We start from the raw sequence: 20,287 nt of genomic DNA, 5'->3' as shown, positions 1-20,287 counted from the left end.
GCAGCAGACCGAGGTCCGCGTGCCGGAGGAGAGGCTCGTCCTCGCGGTGCAGTGATCCGCGACCACCCGGGCGGAGCACGCATGGCCGCCGTCCTCCCGCGGTACCTGGCCAGCCATGGTCTTCATCTGGAGCAGTGGCTGGGGTCCCCGCCGGCGGCGTCCGCGCCGCGGCTACGGCGGCTACGGCGGCCACTACTCCGGCCACTACGGCCGCGGGTACGGCCCGCCGCCCGGCTACGGCTACCGGCCCCGGCGCAACGACTCGTGCCTGCGCGACCTGCTCTTCCTCAACACCGGCTGCTGCCTGGCCAACGCCGTCGGCTGCGGCCTGGAGCTGATGCTCGTCGCGCCGCGCTCCCTCCCGGCCATCCGCGCCGGGCAGGAGGGCAGCGGTGCCGCCGCGAGGCTGATCGCCGCCGTCCGCTACTACCAGCGGGAGATCAGCCCGAAGCGCCGACCGTGCTGCCGGTACACGCCCACCTGCTCGGCGTACGCCGTCGAGGCGCTGGAGACCCACGGCGCCCTGCGCGGCTCGTGGCTGACCCTGCGGCGCCTCGTGCGGTGCCGCCCCGGCGCGGCCGGCGGAGCGGACCCGGTGCCGGCCTGAGAACTGGCTCGGGACAGGGGAACCCCGCTCCTATCGTCGTCCGGTGACCACCGAGACGACCGGCATGCGAACGTGGCAGGACCCGGCCTGGCGGCGCTCAGCCCTGGACTGGGCGGGCGAGCAGCTGGGTCGGACCGGCTTGGCGCTCGCCGGCGAGCCGGAGCAGCCGCACGTGCGGTCATGGTCGACCGCCTTCCGGCTGTCGCTCCGCGACGGGAGCGTGGTCTGGCTGAAGTCGGTGGGGCCGGGGTCGGCGCAGGAGCCCGCGCTGGCCACGGCGCTGGGCCGCTGGGTCCCCGAGCGCGTCCTCGTCCCCCTGGCGGTGGAGCCGGAGCGGCGGCTGCTGCTCCTGCCCGACGGCGGCCGCACGATGCGCGACGTCGGGTCGCGCGCTGCAGCGGACTGGGAGTCGATGCTGGTCGACCACGCCCGCATGCAGACAGAGGTGGCGCCGCACGCCGACGAGCTGGTGGCCCTCGGCGTGCCGGACCACCGGCCCGAGCGGTTGCCCGACCTCGTCGCGGAGCTGGTGGCCGACGACGAGCTGCAGCAGGCCGGCAAGCCGGACGGGCTGTCGGTGGAGGACCGAGACCGGGTGCTCGCCGATCTGGACGCGTACGCACAGCTGTGCGGCGAGCTGGCTGCTGCCGGGGTGCCGGCGTCGGTGCAGCACGACGACCTGCATGACGCGAACGTCTTCGTCGAGGACGGGCGGCACCGCTTCTTCGACTGGGGTGACGCGTCTGTCTCCCACCCGTTCCTGGTCCTGCTGGTGACACTCCGGTTCGCCGCCCGTGTCCTGCAGCTGCCCGTGGGCGACCCGGCCCTGTTCCGGCTCCGCGACGCCTACCTCGACCAGTGGCTGGACTTCGGGACGGCGCCCGAGCTGCGCGAGCTGTGCGCCGTGGCGCTGCGGGTCGCACCGCTGCAGCGAGCCGTCACCTGGCGACGGATCCTGCGCGGTGTGCACCGCGAGGAGCGGGCCGAGTGGGCCGCCCAGGTGCCGGGCTGGACCGCGCGGCACCTCGCTCCCGGGACGTTGCACGGCGCCGCGTGATCACCGTCGGCCAGACTGGGCGGGTGCCCGCGACCGACGACGCCTCCGGTGACCTGCCCGTCACCGGTTCCCTCGTCGTGCCCGCGGGCGCCCTGTCCTGGCGGTTCTCCCGGTCCTCGGGGCCGGGCGGCCAGGGTGTCAACACCGCCGACTCGCGGGTCGAGCTGTCGGTGCGGCCGCTGGAGGTCCCCGGCCTGAGCGACCCGCAGCGCGCCCGGCTGGCGTCGCGGCTCGGCTCCCGGCTGGTCGACGGCGTCCTCACCATCGCCGCCAGCGAGCACCGCCAGCAGCTGCGCAACCGGCAGGCCGCCAGGGAGCGGCTGGCCGCGGTGCTGCGTGCGGCCCTGGCGCCCCCGGCCCCCGCCCGGCGGCGGACGAAGCCGACCAAGGGGTCCCAGGAGCGCCGGATCCAGGCGAAGAAGCAGCGCAGCCAGCTGAAGAAGCAGCGGGGCTCCTGGGACTAGCTCAGCCGCTGCTGCAGGTGGACGGTGACCTGGTCACCCGCCCGTCCCTTGCCGATGGCGGTGCAGATCGCGGCACGCAGCGGCAGCCAGTGCGGTCCGCTGCCCGAGGGCATCAGGGTGGCGGCGAAGGCGTGCCCGTCGGCGGTGCCGGTCACCTTCACGGCGCGCCGGGTGCCGAGCACCTCGGCCGAGTCGGGCACCACGAGGTAGGTCGGGAAGGCGCCGTCCTTCTCGATGGGTGCGGTGAACGTGAGGTCCAGGTGCGCGGCGTCGGTCATGGCGTGTACGACCGCCGCCGAGCCGGGAAGTCATCGGTGGGCACGGTCAGCGGTGACGACGGCGGGCCGCGCCGTCCCACCGGCGTCAGCCCTCGCGGCGCGCCAGCAGGTAGGCCTGCGGCGTCCGCTCCCACGCCTGCGGTGCGCGGATCGTCCGGGCGACCACGGGCACACCGGCCTGCCCGAGCAGCTCGGCGAGCTCGTCGGGATCCAGCCGGCAGGCGTGCAGCTCGACGTCGTGCCCGTAGGGACGGTCGACGCGAACGGTCCCCGAACCGACCTGGAAGGCGGTCAGCAGCGGACCACCGGGCCGGAGGACCCTCGCCAGCTCCTCGACGGCGACCCGGAGCTGGTCCGGTGGCAGGTGGATGAGCGAGTACCAGGCCAGAACCCCACCGAACGACGCGTCCGGGAGGTCCAGGGCGGTCAGCGACCCGACGTCGAACCGCAGCTCCGGGTGGTCGCGCCGGGCGACGGCGACCATGCCGGGGGAGAGGTCGATCCCGCGCACGTCCAGGCCGAGCGAGGCGAGGTGGGCCGCGATCCGCCCTGGACCGCAGCCCGCGTCGAGGACCGGTCCCTCGACCACGAGCTCGGCGAACGCGCCCAGGAGCGCGCGGTCCAGCGGCTTGCCGGCCAGCTCGTCCCGGAGCAGATCGGCGTAGTCCTCGGCCACCGTGTCGTAGGCCGCACGGGTCGCGAGCAGTTCCGGCTGACCCGCATCGGAGGGCGTCACGCGCCGAGGACGTCGACGATGAGCCGACGTGCCCGCTTCCCCTCCGGCACCGGTAGCAGCGCGTGCACGTGGACCAGGCCCTCCTCCTCGTGGTGGTCGACCTGCACACCGGCCGCACGGGCGCGGGTGACCAGCAGCCGGGTGTCCGGGCTGGTGATGTCGCGCGTGCCGCTGAACACGGTGAGCGGGCCGAGCCCGGCCAGGTCGCCGAAGAGCGGGCTCACCACGGGGTCGGTGCGCGGCAGGTCGCCTCGCCACAGGTCGATCGCCGCGTGGGTGCCGGCACGAGCCAGCCACGGATCGGTGCGCTCGACGATCTCGATCTCCGGGTTGGCCAGCGTGAGGTCCAGCGCGGGGGAGATGAGCACCGTCCCGTGCAGCGGCGGCACCCCGCGGTCGCGCAGCAGCAGGGCGGCGGAGAGCCCGATCTGGCCGCCCGCCGAGTCGCCCAGCACGGTGACCCGCTCCGCGCCGGAACGCTCGACGAGACCGGCGACCAGGTCGGCCACGGCGGGCACCACCACCGCCGCCGTCCCCATCGGCGCGAGCGGGTAGATCGGAACGGTGATCGCGACCCCGCTGCGGGCGGCGAGCCCGGCGACGAGCCGCCAGTGCAGCGGGTGGATCTGATTGACCCAGGCGCCCCCGTGGACGTAGACGGCGGCGCCGGTCGGCGTCCGGTCCCGGGGCAGGACCCGGTAGACCGGCCAGCCCGTCTCGTGCTCGACGTCCCGCTCGATCCGCACCGAGCGAAGCCCGCGCGGCGGCCCGTAGGGGACGGGACGCACCAGCCGCTCCTGGACGCCGGCCAGCAAGGCCTCGGGGGAGTCGAACTCCCGCCGGAAGCCGAGCAGGCGGAACAGCGGGGGCAGCAGGCGGGCGACGGAGCTGGGCACGGGGTCCTCTCGGGTGGGTGGGGTCAGCGCAGCGAGAGCGGCTCGCGGACCAGCACCCACAGGGGGAGCTCGTCGTCCGTCGTCCGGGTCGTCTCCGTCGGCTGGAAGCCGAAGCCGCGCAGGAAGCGGACGTTCGCCCAGCTGGTCACGGCGACGGCGGCCTTGGTCCTCTCGGCGTCGCAGCGCACCAGCACCGGCGCCATGACGGCGGCGGCGAGCCCCCGGCGGCGGGAGGACGGCCGGACGCCGAGGTGCCGCAGCCGCCAGTGCGGCTCGTCCGGCAGGGCCGCGGTGACCAGTGCCTCGGTCTCGGCGACGACGCGCGCCCGCGACCCGCCCAGGTAGGGCAGCTCCTGGGCCAGCGCGCGCCGCACGTCGTCGGGCAGCGGCCGCGTGCCGGCAGCACCGGCCGGCGGCTCCCAGACGGCGACGGCGTCGAGGTCCTCGGTGACCCAGGCCGTGCCGGTGGACACCCCGCGGTGGGCGGCGTCCAGCTCGTGGAGGCGGGTCAGCCGTTGCATGCGCCCGTCGTCGGGGAGCGCCCACCGGGTCCAGCGGGAGTCGGCCAGCGCGACGGTGAGCGTGGCGGCGATCGCCGGGACGTCGCGCTGCTCGGCCACCCGGACGTCGGGGCCGGGCTCGTCGGGGTCGTCGATCCGGCGGACGGTCGGGCCGGGAGGAGTCACCCCCGAATTCGACCACGGCGGCACCGCACACCCGCCCGGCGGCCACCGTGAGGTGAACGGAACGCAGCGTTGACGCCGGGGTCGACGGCGGGAAACGACGGCGACGCACTCTCGTCCCCGTGCCCGCTCCCGCCTCGCCGCCCACCGCCGTCCCTGGCGCGCGCACGAGCCGGACGACGAGCACGCACTGCCCCTACTGCTCCCTCCAGTGCGGGATGGCGGTGACCGCCGGGGACCGTCCGGCGACGCTGGTCCCGCTGGACTTCCCGACCAACCGCGGTGGCCTGTGCTCCAAGGGCTGGTCGTCGGCCGAGCTGCTCGACCACCCCGAGCGGCTCACCCGGCCGCTGGTCCGCGCCGTCCCCGGGGACCGCACCAGCCCGCTGGTGGAGAGCACCTGGGACGAGGCGCTGGACCGGCTGGTCGCGGCCATCCGCAGCACGCAGGCCGGTCACGGCCGGGACGCCGTCGGCTGCTTCGGTGGCGGGTCGCTGACCAACGAGCAGGCCTACCAGTTCGGCAAGTTCGCCCGCGTCGCGCTGCGCACCTCCGCCATCGACTACAACGGCCGGTTCTGCATGTCCTCGGCCGCGGGCGCCGCCAACCGCGCGTTCGGGCTGGACCGGGGCCTGCCCTTCCCGCTGGCCGACATCGCCGACGCCGACGTCGTCGTCCTGGTCGGCAGCAACCCGGCCGACACCATGCCGCCGGCGATGCAGTGGTTCGACGCCGGCCGGGAGCGGGGCGCGCAGCACATCGTCGTGGACCCGCGGCGCACCGCGACCGCGCGGAACGCCGCCCTGCACCTGCAGCCGCTGCCCGGCACCGACCTGGCGCTGGCCAACGGCCTGCTGCACATCGCGGTCGCCGAGGGCCTGGTCGACACCGAGTACGTCCAGAGCCGCACCACCGGCTTCGAGGACGTCCGGACCGGGGTCGCCGCCTACTGGCCCGACCGCGTCGAGCGGCTCACCGGTGTGCCGGTCGCCGACCAGCGCCGCACCGTCTACGCCCCGGCTCGGGCGGACAAGGCGATGATCCTCACCGCCCGCGGCGCCGAGCAGCACCGCAGCGGCACCGACACCGCCCAGGCGTGGATCAACCTCGCGCTCGCCCTCGGCCTGCCCGGGCGGCGGGGGAGCGGCTGGGGCACCGTCACCGGCCAGGGCAACGGGCAGGGCGGCCGCGAGCACGGGCAGAAGGCCGACCAGCTGCCCGGGTACCGGTCGCTGGCCGACCCCGCAGCCCGCGCGCACGTCGCCGCGGTCTGGGGGGTCGACCCCGACGACCTGCCGATGCCGGGGAGGAGCGCCTTCGAGCTGCTCGACGCGCTCGGCACCGAGGGCGGTGTCCGGACCCTGCTGGTCCTCGCCAGCAACGTCGCGGTCAGCGCGCCCGACGCCCGGCGGGTGGTCAGCCGGCTGCGCGACCTGGACTTCCTCGCCGTCAGCGACTTCTTCCTCTCCGAGACCGCCGAGCTGGCCGACGTCGTCCTGCCCAGCGCGATGTGGGCGGAGGAGGCCGGGACCATGACCAACCTCGAGGGCCGGGTCATCCGCCGCCGCCGGGCGCTGGACCCGCCGCAGGGTGTTCCCGACGACCTCCAGCTGCTGGCCGCGCTCGCCGACCGGCTCGGCGCAGGCGCGACGTTCAGCGGCGACCCGGAAACCGTGTTCGAGGAGCTGCGCCGGGCCAGTGCCGGCGGGACGGCCGACTACTCCGGCATCAGCTACCGGCGCATCGACGAGGAGCAGGGCGTCTTCTGGCCCTGCCCCGACGAGACGCACCCCGGCACTCCCCGGCTGTTCACCGAGCGGTTCGCCACCCCCGACGGGCGGGCGCGGTTCCTGCGCGTCGAGCACGTCGAGGCGAACGAGCGGCCCGACGCCGACCACCCCTTCGTGCTCACCACCGGCCGGGTCCTCGCCCAGTACCAGTCGGGCACCCAGACCCGTCGCACCCGCAGCCTGCAGCTCGTCGCGCCCACGCCGCGCGCCGAGCTGCACCCCGACCTCGCCCGGCGGCTCGGGATCGAGCAGGACGACGTGGTGGAGCTCGCCACCCGCCGCGGGCGCGCCCGCTTCCACGCCCAGCTCACCGACACCATCCGGCCCGACGTCGTGTTCGTGCCCTTCCACTGGGGCGGCGGCGCCAGCGCCAACGCGCTCACCGACGCCGGCGCGCTCGACCCGACGTCGAAGATGCCCCCCTTCAAGGCCTGCGCCGTCTCCGTCACCCGCGTCAGCGGGCCGGAGGAACGCCTCCCGCCGCCCGCGGCGGCCACCCAGCCGCGCCCGACCGGGCACCGGCCCCCGACCGCTCCGGTGCCGCACCCGCCGTCCCGACCGACGCCCCGTTCGACGACCGCCAGGAGAACCCCCGTGAAGAGCACACCCCGCTTCCTGCAAGGCGTCTTCCCGATCACCGGCGAGGGGCTGGCGAAGCCCGGCCCGGTCGACCCGGCGCTGCGGTACACCGTGCCCGCCGGGTGCAGCGCGCAGGCGCTGTACTTCCGCGGCGGCAACGCCACCGGCGAGCTGGTGTACGTCCTGCTGGTGCGCGACGGCGAGCCGATGCGCTGGTTCCCGATCGGGGCGAAGGCCGACACGCACGTGCCGCTGCGGGTGGTCGAGGACCTGCCCGGCGGCTCCGTGGTCGAGCTGCACGCGGCCGCGCCCGAGGGGACCACCGGCGAGATCGTCGTCGACCTCGGGCTGGTGGAGGTCTGATGCGGGCCGTCCTCGGGGCCCGACTGGCCGGCACCAGCACCCTGCACCTGGACGACGAGCTCGACCCCCGCGGTCGGCTCGTCGTCGTCGGCAACGGCATGGCCGGTGCCCGCTTCGTCGAGGAGGTGCTCGAGCGCGGCGGCGGCGAGCAGTTCCGCATCACCGTCTTCGGCGACGAGCCGCACGGCAACTACAACCGGATCATGCTGAGCCCGGTGCTCGCGGGGGAGTCGCACGAGGACGACATCGTGCTCAACTCCCACGACTGGTACTGCGACAACGGCATCGACCTGCGGGCCGGCGTCCGGGTGGAGCGGGTGGACACCGCCGCGAAGCAGGTGCACGCCGCCGACGGCAGCGTCACCCCCTACGACCACCTGGTCCTGGCCACCGGCAGCTACTCCTTCATCCCGCCGATGGCCGGGGTCCGCCGCGACGACGGCGAGCTGCTCCCGGGCGTCTACGGCTTCCGCACCATCGACGAGACCCGCGCGATGCTCGAGGCCACGGGCCGCTGCACGCGGGCGGTCGTGATGGGCGGCGGGCTGCTCGGCCTGGAGGCGGCCCGCGCGCTGCAGGGCCACGGGCTGCAGGTCGAGCTGGTGCACGCGATGCCGTGGCTGATGAACGCCCAGCTGGACGCCGAGGCCGGCGCGATCCTCAAGCGCAGCGTCGAGGAGCTCGGCATCGGCGTGCACCTCGACGTCCTCGCCACGGAGGTGCTGGGCAGCGACCACGTCGAGGGCGTGCTGCTGAAGGACGGCCGACGGCTGGACTGCGACCTGCTCGTCGTCGCCGCCGGCGTCCGCCCGCACACCGACGTCGCCGTCCGGTCCGGGCTGGAGGTGGAGCGGGCGATCGTCGTCGACGACCAGCTGCGCACCGACGACCCCGACGTCTACGCGATCGGCGAGTGCGCCCAGCACCGCGGCTCGGTCTACGGCCTGGTCGCCCCCGCCTGGGAGCACGCCAGGGTGCTGGCCGACGTGCTCACCGGCACGGACCCCGGCGCCGAGTACACCGGCAGCCGCACCGCGACCAAGCTCAAGGTGGTCGGGGTCGACGTCGCGGTCATGGGCATCAACACCCCCGAGCGGGACGACGACGAGTTCCTGGTCATTTCCGAGCCCAGGCGCGGCGTGCACCTCTCGGTCGTCATCCGCGACGACAAGCTGGTCGGCGCCACGTTGCTCGGCGACACCCGCAAGGTCGCCTTCCTGACCCAGGCCTTCGACCGCGGGGCGCCGCTGCCGGAGGAGCGGATCCGGCTGCTGGTCGACCTCTCCGACGGCGTCGAGGAGGTCGGGGTCGCCGACATGCCGGCCGACTCCCAGGTCTGCAACTGCAACGGCGTCTCCAAGGGCGACATCTGCGGCGCGGTCGCCGGCGGGTGCGGCAGCGTCGGCGAGGTCATGGACCGCACCCGCGCCGGCAAGGGCTGCGGCTCCTGCAAGTCGCTGGTCAAGCAGATCGTCGAGTGGGCCGCCGACGGCGACCTCGCCGAGGACCCGGCTGCCAGCTACTACGTCCCCGGCATCCCCATGCCGAAGCCCGAGCTGATGCGGGCCATCCGCGAGCACGACCTGCGCAGCGTCTCGGCCGTCTTCGCGGCGCTCGCCCCGGGCGGCAAGGACGACGCGAGGTCGAAGATGGGCCTGACCTCGCTGCTGAAGATGGTCTGGGGCTCGGACTACATCCCGGAGAAGGACGCCGAGTTCATCAACGACCGGGTCCACGGCAACATCCAGCGCGACGGCACGTTCTCCGTCGTCCCCCAGATGAAGGGTGGCGTGACGACGCCGGCGCAGCTGCGGAGGATCGCCGACGTCGCCGAGAAGTACGAGGTCCCGATGGTGAAGGTGACCGGCGGCCAGCGCATCGACCTGCTCGGCGTCCGCAAGGAGGACCTGCCGGCGATGTGGAACGACCTCGGCATGCCCTCGGGCTACGCCTACGGCAAGAGCTTCCGCACCGTGAAGACCTGCGTCGGGTCGGACTTCTGCCGCTTCGGCCTCGACGACTCCACGCAGCTGGGCATCGACCTGGAGACCCGCTTCCAGGGCATCGAGAGCCCGGCGAAGATGAAGCTCGCCGTCGTCGGCTGCCCCCGCAACTGCGCCGAGGCCTACGTGAAGGACGTCGGCGTCGTCGCGGTCGGCAACGGCCGGTGGGAGGTCTACATCGGGGGCGCGGCCGGCGCCTCCGTCCGCAAGGGCGACCTGCTGGCGACCGTCGAGGGCCGGGACGCGGTGATGACGCTGGCCGGGCGGTTCATGCAGTACTACCGCGAGAACGCCAACTGGCTGGAGCGCACCTACGACTTCGTGCCCCGCATCGGGCTGGAGAGGATCAAGGCGGTCCTGCTGGAGGACAGCGAGGGCATCTGCGCCGACCTCGACGCCGGGATCCAGCGCTCGGTCGACGCGTACACCGACCCCTGGGGGCAGGACGCGAAGGAGGCGGCCACGCCGGGCCAGTTCCGCCCGGCCCTGCCGCTGGTGGCGCTGCCGAAGGTGCCGGTCCGATGAGCGTCGCCGACGTCGCGACGGCGACCGGCGTGGTCGTCGGCCGGGTCGACGACGTGCCGCCGGGGGAGGGGCGCACCTTCGTGGCCGGCGGTGAGCAGGTCGCGGTGTTCCGGCTCCGCGAGGGGTCGCTGCACGCCACGCAGGCCGCCTGCCCGCACGCGGGCGGGCCGCTGGCCGACGGGCAGACCGACGTCGACGTGCTGGTCTGCCCGCTGCACCAGTACGCCTACCGGTGGTCCGACGGCGCATCGACCAGCGGCGCCGCGCCGGTCCGCGTGTTCCCGGTGCGGGAGGTGGACGGCGACCTGGTGGTCGACGTCTGACCTGCCCGTCTCAGGGTGCCGGGACGACGACGGTCGCCTCGTGCGGCCCGCCGCACTGCTCGCTGCCACCGACGCGGCGCCAGTCGAGGTCGGCGTCGACCTCGGTCAGCCGCGCCCCGTCGGCCCCGACGACGCGCACGACGATCGACCCCGGGGTGGACATGCCGAGCAGCACGGTCGCCGGTCCGCCGCCGGTGGGGTCCACCGTCGCCGCCTCGGGGTCGACGAGGACGTCGGTGTAGCAGGCGGGGTCGCACTCGAGGGTGACGCCGCCCTCGACCGCCGGCCAGCCCTCCGCGAACTCGACGACGACCGCGTTGTGCCAGCCGACTGCGGAGCAGACCGTCCCTCCGGCCGCGCAGCCGGTCCCGGCCAGCAGCGCGGTGAGCGCCGTCGCGGCACCGCGGGCGAGCACGTCAGCGGCCCTGCGGGCGGGCGCGGACGTGCATGCGCTCGCCCTGCGGGCCGAAGAGGACCAGGCCCTCGGCCGGCTCGGGGAACGGGTTGGAGAAGGTGTGCGGCACCCGGGTGTCGAACTCGACGACCTCGCCCTGCCCCAGCACGAAGTCGCGCGCGCCGAGGAGCAGCCGGATCCGGCCGGAGAGCACGTAGAGCCACTCGTAGCCCTCGTGCACCTTCTGGTCGGTGTCGTCCACCCGCCACCGCGCGGGCAGGACCATCTTGTAGGCCTGCAGGCCGCCCGCCTGGCGGGTCAGCGGCACCATGGTCATGCCGTCGTCCCGGGTGATGGGGCGCCCGTGCACGCGGGGGTCCGCCGGCGCCTGCGCGCCGACCAGGTCGTCGATCGCCACGCCGTAGCTGCGGGCCAGCGGCAGCAGCAGCTCGAGGGTGGGACGGCGCCCGCCGGACTCCAGCCGCGAGAGCGTGCTGACCGAGATGCCGGTGTCCTCGGAGACCTCGGCCAGGGTCTGCCCGCGCTCGGTGCGCAGCCCCCGGAGGCGCGGGCCCACGCTCTGCAGGACGTCGTCGTCGGTCACGTCGACCAGTTTGCCAGACCAGCAACGATGCTTGCCAGGTGCTGGGCGCACGGCAGACAGTGGGCGGCATGGACGAGCGGTACGACGTGGTGGTCATCGGAGGCGGCGCGGCAGGGCTGAGCGGAGCGCTCACCCTGGCTCGCGCCCGGCGCAGCGTGCTGGTGGTGGACGCGGGGCAGCCCCGCAACGCCCCCGCCGGGCACGTGCACAACTACCTGGGGCGGGAGGGCACCCCACCGGCCGAGCTGTACGCGGTCGGGCGGGGCGAGGCGGAGAGCTACGGCGCCACCGTGGTGGAGGGCCGGGTGGCCGCTGCGGTCCGGGAGGGCGAGGGCTTCCGGGTCGAGCTGGACGGCGGTACGGCGGTGCGGGCGCGCCGGCTGCTGCTGGCGACCGGCCTCACCGACGAGATGCCGGACCTGCCCGGCGTCGCCGAGCGGTGGGGGAGCGCGGTGCTGCACTGCCCGTACTGCCACGGCTGGGAGGTCCGCGACCGGGCCGTCGGCATCATCAGCACCGGCGTGGTCGGCGCCTACGCCTCCCTGCTGTGGCGCCAGTGGACCGCCGACGTGGTCCTCTTCGTGCACACCGTCGCCGAGCCGAGCACCGAGGAGCTCGAGCAGCTCGAGGCCCGCGGCGTGCGGATCGTGCGCGGCGAGGTGGCCGGCCTGGAGGGCGGCGCCGACGTCCGCCTGGCCACCGGTGAGCTCATCGCCCGGGACGCCGTCGTCGTCAGCCCCCGGTTCACGGCGAACGCCGGCCTGCTCGAGGCGCTCGGCGCGGAGCCGGTCCCGCAGGAGATGCACGGGGCGGTGATGGGTACCTACCTGCCGGCCGACCCCACCGGGCGCACCGACGTCCCGGGCGTCTGGGTGGCCGGCAACGTCGGCGACCTGAGCGCGCAGGTCGTCGTGGCGGCCGCCCAGGGCCTGCGCGCAGGGGCGATGATCAACGCGGACCTGATCAGCGAGGACACCCGGGCAGCGGTGGCCCAGAAGCGGAGCGTGGCGGCATGAGTGCGACCGACCGGGAGTCCTACGAGGAGCTGTACCGGTCCGCGCCGTCGGTGTGGAGCGGGCGTCCCAACCGGCAGCTCGTCGTCGAGGCGGCCGACCTGGCGCCGGGGACGGCGCTGGACGCCGGCTGCGGCGAGGGCGCCGACGCGCTCTGGCTGGCCCAGCGCGGCTGGCGGGTGACCGGCGTGGACTTCTCGGCCGTGGCGCTGGAGCGCGCCGCTGCCCAGGCCCGCGAGCAGGGGCTGGACGAGCGGGTCGAGTGGGTGCAGGCCGACCTGGACGAGTGGACGCCCGCCACGCACTTCGACCTGGTCACCGCGCACTACCTGCACGCGCGCGGGGCCTCCCGGGCCGAGCTGTTCCAGCGCCTGGCCGCGACGGTCGCACCCGGCGGGACGCTGCTGGTCGTCGGGCACCTGATGGACGCCGGCCCTGCCCACGACCACCAGCCGCCCGGCGAGCACGGGCACGGGGATGGTCACGGCCACGGGCAGCAGGGCCACCGGCACGACCCCGAGGCGATGTACACGGCCGAGGAGGTCGCCGCGGTGCTCGACCCGGCGGAGTGGGACAGCGTGCTCACCGAGACGCGCAGCCGCGACCCGAAGGCGGTGGAGCGCACGGGCAACGCCACGCCGGACACCGTGCTCGTGGCCCGGCGGCGGGCCTAGGAGCGGGGCAGCCCGAGGTCGGCCAGCGCGGCGGCCACGGCGTCGTCGCGCAGGACCTCGAGGACCATCAGCCGGTGCACCAGCACCCCCCGGCGGGTCAGCCGCAGGTCCGCCGCCCGCAGCCGGGGCAGCGCGGCGCCGCCCGGGCGTGGCTGCGCCGGCGGCGGGTCGAGCAGGCCCGCGCGCTGCAGGTCCGCGACGTCCTCACGGGCGCCCCAGGCGGTCCATGCCTGCGGGTGGTCCTCCAGGGGGGCCATGGGCAGCGGCAGGCGGTCCCGGCGCCCGACGGCGGCCAGCAGCGCCAGCTGGCGCCAGGTGAGCCCCTCGGCCAGCCGCAGCGCCCGGGTGACCAGGTCGGCGTCGATGTCGGCGGAGGCCGTCACCTCGGCCAGCAGGTAGCCCAGGTGGCGCACCCGCCGCTCGTCGGTCGACCGGCGGGCGGCGGCCACCACGGCCTCGGCCAGCTCCTCGGCCACCGGCCGGCTGCCGGGCCGGGGCGGGAAGAACCGGTCGGTGCGGACCGGGCGACCGTTGCGGTGGACGGTCGCGGCGTACTCGACGGCGAAGGACAGCGCGGCGCCGGCGCGGACCCGCTCGCGGCCGATGAGGCCGGACGCGTCCTCGGCCACCGTGCGCAGCACGGCCGCGAAGCGCTCGTCCACCTGCACCCGCGCGGTCGCCGGCTCGAACACCACGGCCGCGGCCGCCGCGCTCATCGACCCGGCGACCGGGCTGCCGGCCTCCATGAGCGCACGGCCGGCGGTCGGCGTCTCCACGGCGGGCTCCTCGGCGGCGGTCACCCGGTGATCTTCGCCGTTCCGGCGCTTCCGCTGCACTCCGGAGGCCAGGGCCTCACCACAGCGGGGCAGGCGGAGTGAGCGAAACGGAACACGAGTTCACCCGCGGGGCGACGCCGGGGAAACGGTCCGCCGTCACCGTCGTCGCCATGGCCGCTCCCACCCGCCCGCCGTCCGCCAGCACGCCGACCACGGCCGCGCCCGCACCCCCGGGCCGGTCCGGGCGGTGGATCGACGACTGGCGGCCCGAGGACCCGGAGTTCTGGGAGTCGACCGGCAAGCGGGTGGCCCGCCGGAACCTGTTCTTCTCCGTCTTCTCCGAGCACGTGGGCTTCTCGATCTGGAGCCTGTGGTCGGTGCTGGTGCTGTTCCTGCCCGAGCCGGTGTTCGGCATCGACCCCGCCGGCAAGTTCCTGCTGACCGCGCTGCCCACCGCCCTCGGTGCCTTCGTGCGGCTGCCCTACACCTTCGCCGTCGCCCGGTTCGGCGGGCGGAACTGGACGATCGTCAGCGCCGCCCTGCTGCTGGTGCCCACCATCGCCACGGCCGTCGTCCTGGAGCCGGGGGTCGACTACGGCACCCTGCTGTTCGTCGCCTGCCTGGCCGGCGTCGGCGGCGGCAACTTCGCCAGCTCGATGGCGAACATCAACGCCTTCTACCCCGACCGGCTCAAGGGCTGGGCGCTGGGCCTCAACGCCGGCGGGGGCAACCTCGGCGTCCCGGTGGTGCAGCTGGTCGGGCTCCTGGTGCTGGCCACCGCCGGGGCGGCGCACCCGCGGCTGGTCCTGTGGGTCTACATCCCGCTGATCGTCGCGGCCGCGGTCGGTGCGGCCCTGGTCATGGACAACCTCACGATGGCGCGCAACCAGCCGCGGGCCATGCGCGAGGCCACCCGCGAGCCGCACACCTGGATCATGTCGTTCCTCTACATCGGGACCTTCGGCTCGTTCATCGGGTTCGGGTTCGCCTTCGGCCAGGTGCTGCAGAACCAGTTCGCCGAGTCCTTCGCGACGCCGCTGGCCGCTGCCTCGCTGACCTGGCTCGGCCCGCTGCTCGGCTCGCTCATCCGCCCGTTCGGCGGGTCGCTCGCCGACCGGTTCGGCGGCGCGTTCATCACCTGCTGGAACTTCGTCGCGATGGCCGCCGGCGCGCTGGTCGTGTGGACGGCGAGCCAGCTGGAGTCCCTGCCGCTGTTCGTCGTCGGCTTCGTGGCGCTGTTCGTGCTCAGCGGCCTGGGCAACGGGTCGACCTACAAGATGATCCCGGCGATCTTCCGGTCGCAGGCGCTGCAGCAGGTGGCCGAGGGCGGCGAGGCCGAGGTCGCCGACCGGCGGGCGCTGCGCATGTCCGGCGCGCTCATCGGCATCGCCGGCGCGGTCGGTGCCTTCGGCGGCGTGCTGGTGAACCTCGCCTTCCGGCAGTCGTTCCTGACCACGGGCACCGGCGACTCCGCCTACCTGGTGTTCATCGCGTTCTACGTCGTCTGCGTGGCGGTCACCTGGTTCGTGTACCTGCGCCCGGGCCGCCCCCTGGGCCGCGTCTGACCCCTCGCCGGGTGTCAGCGCCTCCTGCCAGGATCCGCGCATGGCGATCGAGGTGCGCCCGGCGACCGAGTTCGACGACGTCGCGACGATGGTCGGCCCGAAGCGGCCGGACGCCAACGTGTGCTGGTGCCTGAGCTACCGGGTCCCGTCCAAGGAGAACCTCGCGCTGGCCGGCCCCGCGCGGGGGGAGCGGGTGCGGCAGCTCGTGCGGGAGGACCCGCCGCCCGGTGTGCTGGCCTACGACGGGGACGAGGTCGTGGGCTGGGCGGCGGTCCACCCGCGCGCGGACACCTCCTTCGCGACGAACCGGAGGATCCCGCGGGTCGACGACCTGGACGTGTGGTCGCTGTGGTGCGTCCGCGTGCGCCCCGGGCACCGCAGGAAGGGCATCTCCCACCACCTCGTGGCCGGCGCCGTGGAGTTCGCCCGGTCGAAGGGGGCGCCGGCGGTCGAGGCGTACCCGGTGGACAACGAGGGCCGGAAGGTCGACCTGACGATGGCCTACGTCGGGACCAGGGCGCTGTTCGAGCGGGCCGGCTTCGCCAAGGTGGCGGACACCGGCTCGGTGCTCAACGGGTTCCCCCGCGTCCTCATGCGGCTGGACCTGCGGTAGGGGTCAGACCTTCAGCCGGTAGCCGCGCTTCACGACGGTCTCCACCAGTGGCGCCCCGAGCGCGGCCCGCAGCCGGGTCACCGCCATCTCCACCGCGTGCCCGTCGCCGCCACCGGGCAGGGCGGCGACCAGCTCGGGCCGTCCGACGACGTGGCCCGGCCGGCGGGCCAGCTCGCGCAGCACCGCCAGCGACCCCGGCGGCAGCTCGACCAGCGACCCGTCGACGACGACGGCGTGCCCGCGCACCTGCAGCGTGTGCGGTCCCACCTGCAGCACCGGGTCCCGCTCGGGCAGGCGGGCCACGACCTCCCGGGCCAGGGCGCCCAGGCGCGAGCGCTCGGGACGGACGTGGGGGATCCCCGCGGCGTCCAGCGGGCCGCCGGTCACCGGGCCGACGGCGACGGCCAGCACCCGCTCCTGGAACGCCGCCACGACGGCGTCCCGCTGGCCCAGCCCGTCGGCCACCTGCAGCAGGCTCGCCGCGGCGGGGGCGCTGGTGAAGGTGACCGCGTCGACGCCACCGGCGACGATCGAGGCGACCAGCCGGCGCACCGGGGCGACGTCCTCGGGCAGCACCCACCGGTAGACCGGCACGGTCAGCACGTCGGCACCGGCCTCCCGCAGCCCGGAGACCAGGTCCGGCAGCGGGTCGCCGTGCAGCTGGACGGCGATCCGCCGGCCGGCCAGCGGCCCCTCGGCGCCCGACAGCAGGTGCTCGAGCACCTCGGCCGAGGACTCCGACTCCGGCGACCAGGCGTCGACCAGGCCGCCGCCGCGGATGGCGCCGCGCGCCTTGGGGCCGCGGGCGAGGACGCGCGCACCCGACAGGTGCTCGACCAGCGGGAGGTCCCACGCCTCCGCGGCCTCCAGCCACCCGCGGAAGCCGACACCGGTGGTGGCGATCGCCAGGTCCACCGGCGCCTCCAGCACCCGGCGGGTGGCAGCCACGAGCTCGGCGTCGTCGGCCAGCGGCACGATGCGGATCGCCGGCGCGTGGACGACGCGGGCACCCCGCCGGTCCAGGAGCGCACCCAGCTCCTCGGCGCGGCGGGCGGCGGTCACCGCGACCGTGTAGCCGGCCAGCGGCAGCACCTCGGTCGTCTGTTCCCGGACGGTGTCGGTCACGTGTCCCCCTCGCCAGCGCTTCGCTCCCATGGTGGGCGATCGCGGTTACCGGCGTGTGTCCTCAGCCGACCCGTCCCGCCAGGGTGACCGGAGTCACGCCCCGCCGTCGAGCACGACGTCCGCCCGGTCGCGGGTGCCGTCGGCGGCGAAGTGCGCCGCCTCCGTGCGCTGCCACCGGTGCCACTCGCCGGCCAGGTGGGCGCCGTCCCGGGCCACGCCCCGGGCCAGCCGCAGCGCGGGCGGCGCCTCCACCCACACGCGGAGGGTCGCCCACCGGTCGACGGCGCGGGAGGCGCTGCCGCAGCCCTCGACGACGAGCACCGGCACGACCGGCACGGGGGTGGGGGTGGGGGAGAAGCGGCCGGCCGGCCAGTCGAAGCGGTGGTAGGCGCCGGACCGCCCCTCGGCCAGCGGTCGGAGCACGCCGGCGGACAGCCGGGCGGCGGCCCCGGTGAGCGTCCAGCCGGCGTAGAGGTCGTCCATGTGCACGACGTCCACGCCGTCCCCGAGGGCTGCGGCCAGCCGCCCGGCCGTCGTCGTCTTCCCCGACCCGGCCGGCCCGTCGATGCAGACCAGGCGCGTGCCGCCCAGCCGCGGGGGAGCGGACAGCACCCGCTCGGCCAGGGCGGCGGCGCTCAGCGGACCGCCGCGGTCCACGTCTGCACGGGGTCGCCGCTGCCGACCACCAGACCGCGCCGGGCCAGCAGCCGCAGGTGCGCGTCGGTCTCGGTGACGGCGAAGATCCTCATCCGGCGGGCGTACTGCTCCCACGGCCGGGACCAGGTCAGGTGGGCGGCGAGGTCCCACGGGGTGGAGTGCGGGTGCGCCCGGATCGCCGCGAGCAGCTCGGCGAGCCGCCGCTCGTGGTGCTCGGTCAGGGAGTCGACCCGCTCGGCCAGGCCGCGGAACCGCCACTCGTGGGCCGGCAGCACCTCCGTCGGCTCCAGGTCGCGGACCGCCTGCAGCGAGGTCAGGAAGGCGCCGAGCGGGTCGCCGTCGCGGCCGGAGCCGGGGCCGCTGGAGATGTTCGGGCTGATCTTCGGGAGGACGTGGTCGCCGGCGAAGAACAGCCCGGTGCGCCCCTCGGCGAAGCACAGGTGCCCGGGGGTGTGGCCGGGCGTGTGGACCGCGCGCAGGTCCCAGCCGGGGAAGGCCGCTCGGTCGCCGTCCTCGAGCAGCCGGTCGGCGACGGCCATGCGCGAGAAGCCGGCGAGGTTCTCCGCTCCGCCCACGTCGCTCAGCGCCTCCTCGCGGGGCGCGCCGAGGCTGACCAGGAAGGCCACCTCGCCGTCGACGGCCGCCTGCGCCTCGGTGGTGGTCAGCCGGCGGACGACGTCGACGTCGGCGGGGTGCATCGCGACCCAGGCGCCGCTGGCCTCGCGCACCCGTGCCGCCAGGCCGAGGTGGTCGAAGTGCAGGTGGGTGACCAGGACGCCGCGGAGGTCCTCGATGCCGCCGCCGATCGAGGACAGCCCCGCGCTGAGGGCGGCCCACCCCTCCTCGCTCTCCCAGCCGGTGTCGAGCAGCCCCAGGCCGCCGCCCTCCAGGGCGAAGGCGTAGGTGCTGACGTAGCGCAGCGGGTTGTGCGGGATCGGCACCGGGATCGACCACAGGTCGGGCCGCAGCTGCTCCACCGGGGGGAGGGTGCGGGTCTCCCAGGCCTGGTGCTGGGCGGTGCCGGTGATCTCCACGACACGCACTCTGCCAGCCGCCGTCCGCGGGGTGCCTGGGAGAATGCGGGTGTGCCCGGACCCCAGCCGCCCGCATCGGTGTCGATCGTCCCGCGTCTCATGCGCCTGGTGCTCGCCGTCGTGGCGGCGGTCGTCGTCGTCGTGATGGTGCTGGTGGCCCTCACGCTGCCTTCCACGACCAACACGGTGGTCGACTACGGGCCGGTCGACCAGGTCGCCATCGCCGGCCTCGGCCTGGTGCTGGCCTTCGGCGTGGTGTTCCTCGGCCGATCGCGGGTGGACGCCGACGCCGACGGCGTCCGGGTCCGCAACCTCCTGGTCCACCACCAGCTGCCGTGGACGGCGGTGCGCGCGGTGCGGTTCGACCGGACGTCCTACTGGGGCTCGCTGCTGCTGGAGAACGGCGACGAGGTGTCCCTGCTGGGGCTGCAGTCCTTCGACGCGCAGAGCGCGGTGCGCGGGGTGGAGGCGCTGCGCGCCCTGCACGCCGCGGCCCGCGCGAAGGACCCGGTCCGGCCGCCGCTGCTCTACGACGACTGAAGACGGCCCCGGTGCCCTCCACGCTCCGCGGGCCCTGCGCAGGGGCCGTTCCGGTCCCTCGCGAGGGGGGAATGCCGCGAGGGGTGGACACGCTGTAGAGTGGGCGTGCCTCCCCGCTACATCGAGGCGCGCGAACCACCCAGCGGCCCCGCCCCGGGCCGCTGAACAACAAGAGGAGCCCGCTCCCACCTGACGCCCCCTGGGCGCCCAGGTCCCGGATCGCGAGAACCGGCCACCGGTCGGTCATCGCGTGCGCACGCACCCGTCACGGGTCGTGCGCCACCGGCGAGTGGGCCCCGTGAGCAGACGCTCGCGGGGCCTCACGTCTGTCGGCGCCCGGGTGGGCCAGCGACTCCTCCCACGCAGCAGCAGAGGAGAGGCCATCACCGAGCCCCGCATCAACGACCGTATCCGTGTCCCCGAGGTCCGCCTCGTGGGACCCGAGGGCGAGCAGGTCGGCATCGTGTCGATCGGCGAAGCGCTGCGCCTGGCCCAGGACTCCGAGCTCGACCTCGTCGAGGTCGCTCCCATGGCCCGGCCGCCCGTCGCCAAGCTCATGGACTACGGCAAGTTCAAGTACGAGGCCGCCCAGAAGGCGCGTGAGTCGCGGCGCAACCAGGCGCTCACCGTCATCAAGGAGATGCGGCTCCGTCTCAAGATCGACCCGCACGACTACGAGACCAAGAAGGGCCACGTCGAGCGCTTCCTCAGGGGCGGCGACAAGGTCAAGATCACCGTGATGTTCCGCGGCCGCGAGCAGTCGCGCCCGGAGATGGGCTACCGCCTGCTGCAGCGGCTGGCTGCCGACGTGTCCGAGCTGGGCGTCGTCGAGTCCAACCCGAAGCAGGACGGCCGGAACATGGTCATGGTGATCGCGCCGCACAAGAACGCGCAGGCGCTGCAGCAGCAGGCGCAGGCCGCCAAGGCGCGTCCGGCGAAGAACGAAGCGGTCGAGGAGCAGGCGCCCAGCGCCTGACCGGCCAGCAGG

General features: G+C 75.1%; 22 protein-coding genes. 12 read left to right on the top strand and 10 right to left on the bottom strand.

Annotated features, from left to right (window positions below; translation table 11 throughout):
* Window positions 1-115: 115 nt before the first annotated feature.
* The 3 genes from yidD to arfB are packed head-to-tail and all read left to right on the top strand — an operon-like array spanning window position 116 to window position 2,128.
* Window positions 116-607: a membrane protein insertion efficiency factor YidD gene (gene yidD, locus E4P43_RS20510; protein ID WP_245159089.1), complete on the top strand. Its 492-nt coding sequence runs from the start codon at window positions 116-118 to the stop codon at window positions 605-607.
* Between the two features lie 43 nt (window positions 608-650).
* Entirely contained in the window at window positions 651-1,664 is a 1,014-nt protein-coding gene (locus E4P43_RS11325) for a phosphotransferase (RefSeq protein ID WP_135145552.1), read from the top strand.
* A 23-nt stretch (window positions 1,665-1,687) separates the two neighbouring features.
* Window positions 1,688-2,128 carry an alternative ribosome rescue aminoacyl-tRNA hydrolase ArfB gene (gene arfB, locus E4P43_RS11320; RefSeq protein ID WP_135145551.1) on the top strand — a complete coding sequence of 147 codons (441 nt, stop codon included), beginning with the start codon at window positions 1,688-1,690 and terminating at the stop codon, window positions 2,126-2,128.
* On the opposite strand, the gene E4P43_RS11315 is transcribed toward arfB, so the two are convergent.
* From E4P43_RS11315 to E4P43_RS11300, 4 genes are all read right to left on the bottom strand, one after another.
* The gene (locus E4P43_RS11315) at window positions 2,125-2,406 is read right to left on the bottom strand and encodes a DUF1905 domain-containing protein (RefSeq protein WP_135145550.1); all 282 of its coding nucleotides are present in this window, start codon (window positions 2,404-2,406) and stop codon (window positions 2,125-2,127) included. The two genes, arfB and E4P43_RS11315, sit on opposite strands and share 4 nt — an antisense overlap.
* Window positions 2,407-2,491: 85 nt before the next feature.
* The gene (locus E4P43_RS11310; protein ID WP_245159088.1) at window positions 2,492-3,142 is read right to left on the bottom strand and encodes a class I SAM-dependent methyltransferase; all 651 of its coding nucleotides are present in this window, start codon (window positions 3,140-3,142) and stop codon (window positions 2,492-2,494) included.
* The gene (locus E4P43_RS11305; RefSeq protein ID WP_135145549.1) at window positions 3,139-4,038 is read right to left on the bottom strand and encodes an alpha/beta hydrolase; all 900 of its coding nucleotides are present in this window, start codon (window positions 4,036-4,038) and stop codon (window positions 3,139-3,141) included. Before E4P43_RS11305 ends, E4P43_RS11310 begins: the two co-directional genes overlap by 4 nt.
* 23 nt (window positions 4,039-4,061) lie before the next feature.
* Window positions 4,062-4,724 (bottom strand): GNAT family N-acetyltransferase, encoded by a 663-nt coding sequence (locus tag E4P43_RS11300; RefSeq protein WP_135145548.1) that lies wholly within the window; start codon window positions 4,722-4,724, stop codon window positions 4,062-4,064.
* Window positions 4,725-4,843: 119 nt separating this feature from the next.
* Here E4P43_RS11300 and E4P43_RS11295 point away from each other — a divergent pair, with 119 nt between their 5' ends.
* The 3 genes from E4P43_RS11295 to E4P43_RS11285 are packed head-to-tail and all read left to right on the top strand — an operon-like array spanning window position 4,844 to window position 10,304.
* Entirely contained in the window at window positions 4,844-7,453 is a 2,610-nt protein-coding gene (locus tag E4P43_RS11295) for a molybdopterin oxidoreductase family protein (protein WP_135145547.1), read from the top strand.
* Window positions 7,453-9,981, top strand: a complete 2,529-nt coding sequence (gene nirB, locus E4P43_RS11290) for a nitrite reductase large subunit NirB (RefSeq protein WP_135145546.1) — start codon at window positions 7,453-7,455, stop codon at window positions 9,979-9,981. The genes E4P43_RS11295 and nirB overlap by 1 nt, the downstream gene beginning before the upstream one ends.
* Window positions 9,978-10,304, top strand: a complete 327-nt coding sequence (locus E4P43_RS11285; protein WP_135145545.1) for a Rieske (2Fe-2S) protein — start codon at window positions 9,978-9,980, stop codon at window positions 10,302-10,304. Before nirB ends, E4P43_RS11285 begins: the two co-directional genes overlap by 4 nt.
* A 10-nt stretch (window positions 10,305-10,314) precedes the next feature.
* Here E4P43_RS11285 and E4P43_RS11280 read toward each other — a convergent pair whose 3' ends face one another.
* Together E4P43_RS11280 and E4P43_RS11275 are read right to left on the bottom strand one after the other, a co-directional pair.
* Window positions 10,315-10,719, bottom strand: a complete 405-nt coding sequence (locus tag E4P43_RS11280; RefSeq protein ID WP_135145544.1) for a hypothetical protein — start codon at window positions 10,717-10,719, stop codon at window positions 10,315-10,317.
* 1 nt (window position 10,720) lies between these two features.
* The gene (locus E4P43_RS11275) at window positions 10,721-11,302 is read right to left on the bottom strand and encodes an XRE family transcriptional regulator (RefSeq protein WP_135145543.1); all 582 of its coding nucleotides are present in this window, start codon (window positions 11,300-11,302) and stop codon (window positions 10,721-10,723) included.
* A gap of 68 nt (window positions 11,303-11,370) precedes the next feature.
* Here E4P43_RS11275 and E4P43_RS11270 point away from each other — a divergent pair, with 68 nt between their 5' ends.
* Window positions 11,371-12,318 (top strand): NAD(P)/FAD-dependent oxidoreductase, encoded by a 948-nt coding sequence (locus E4P43_RS11270; RefSeq protein ID WP_135145542.1) that lies wholly within the window; start codon window positions 11,371-11,373, stop codon window positions 12,316-12,318.
* Complete coding sequence (locus tag E4P43_RS11265; RefSeq protein ID WP_135145541.1) at window positions 12,315-12,989, top strand: class I SAM-dependent methyltransferase; 675 nt, start codon at window positions 12,315-12,317, stop codon at window positions 12,987-12,989. The genes E4P43_RS11270 and E4P43_RS11265 overlap by 4 nt, the downstream gene beginning before the upstream one ends.
* On the opposite strand, the gene E4P43_RS11260 is transcribed toward E4P43_RS11265, so the two are convergent.
* Window positions 12,986-13,789, bottom strand: coding sequence for a hypothetical protein (locus E4P43_RS11260; RefSeq protein WP_135145540.1), 804 nt, complete (start codon window positions 13,787-13,789; stop codon window positions 12,986-12,988). The two genes, E4P43_RS11265 and E4P43_RS11260, sit on opposite strands and share 4 nt — an antisense overlap.
* Before the next feature lie 146 nt (window positions 13,790-13,935).
* On the opposite strand from E4P43_RS11260, the gene E4P43_RS11255 reads away from it, so the two are divergent.
* On the top strand, window positions 13,936-15,330 hold the full coding sequence (locus E4P43_RS11255; RefSeq protein WP_135145539.1) for a nitrate/nitrite transporter: 1,395 nt from the start codon (window positions 13,936-13,938) through the stop codon (window positions 15,328-15,330).
* 40 nt (window positions 15,331-15,370) lie between these two features.
* Window positions 15,371-15,943: a GNAT family N-acetyltransferase gene (locus tag E4P43_RS11250; protein WP_135145538.1), complete on the top strand. Its 573-nt coding sequence runs from the start codon at window positions 15,371-15,373 to the stop codon at window positions 15,941-15,943.
* A 3-nt stretch (window positions 15,944-15,946) separates the two neighbouring features.
* Here E4P43_RS11250 and E4P43_RS11245 read toward each other — a convergent pair whose 3' ends face one another.
* From E4P43_RS11245 to E4P43_RS11235, 3 genes are all read right to left on the bottom strand, one after another.
* Window positions 15,947-17,068, bottom strand: a complete 1,122-nt coding sequence (locus tag E4P43_RS11245) for a uroporphyrinogen-III synthase (protein WP_245159087.1) — start codon at window positions 17,066-17,068, stop codon at window positions 15,947-15,949.
* 93 nt (window positions 17,069-17,161) lie between these two features.
* Window positions 17,162-17,725 (bottom strand): uridine kinase, encoded by a 564-nt coding sequence (locus tag E4P43_RS11240; RefSeq protein WP_135145536.1) that lies wholly within the window; start codon window positions 17,723-17,725, stop codon window positions 17,162-17,164.
* Window positions 17,704-18,759 (bottom strand): MBL fold metallo-hydrolase, encoded by a 1,056-nt coding sequence (locus E4P43_RS11235; RefSeq protein WP_209313839.1) that lies wholly within the window; start codon window positions 18,757-18,759, stop codon window positions 17,704-17,706. The genes E4P43_RS11240 and E4P43_RS11235 overlap by 22 nt, the downstream gene beginning before the upstream one ends.
* A gap of 51 nt (window positions 18,760-18,810) precedes the next feature.
* Between E4P43_RS11235 and E4P43_RS11230 the strand changes: the two genes are divergently transcribed.
* Together E4P43_RS11230 and infC are read left to right on the top strand one after the other, a co-directional pair.
* A complete protein-coding gene (locus E4P43_RS11230) occupies window positions 18,811-19,299 on the top strand; it encodes a PH domain-containing protein (RefSeq protein ID WP_245159086.1) in 489 nt (162 codons plus the stop codon).
* Window positions 19,300-19,588: 289 nt separating this feature from the next.
* Window positions 19,589-20,275 carry a translation initiation factor IF-3 gene (gene infC, locus E4P43_RS11225; RefSeq protein WP_348522229.1) on the top strand — a complete coding sequence of 229 codons (687 nt, stop codon included), beginning with the start codon at window positions 19,589-19,591 and terminating at the stop codon, window positions 20,273-20,275.
* The last annotated feature ends 12 nt before the right edge of the window (window positions 20,276-20,287 follow it).

This window comes from Blastococcus sp. TF02A-35 (assembly GCF_004571075.1).
In the GTDB taxonomy this organism is placed as follows: domain Bacteria; phylum Actinomycetota; class Actinomycetes; order Mycobacteriales; family Geodermatophilaceae; genus Blastococcus.
This window is presented reverse-complemented; position numbering and strand designations above follow the sequence as displayed.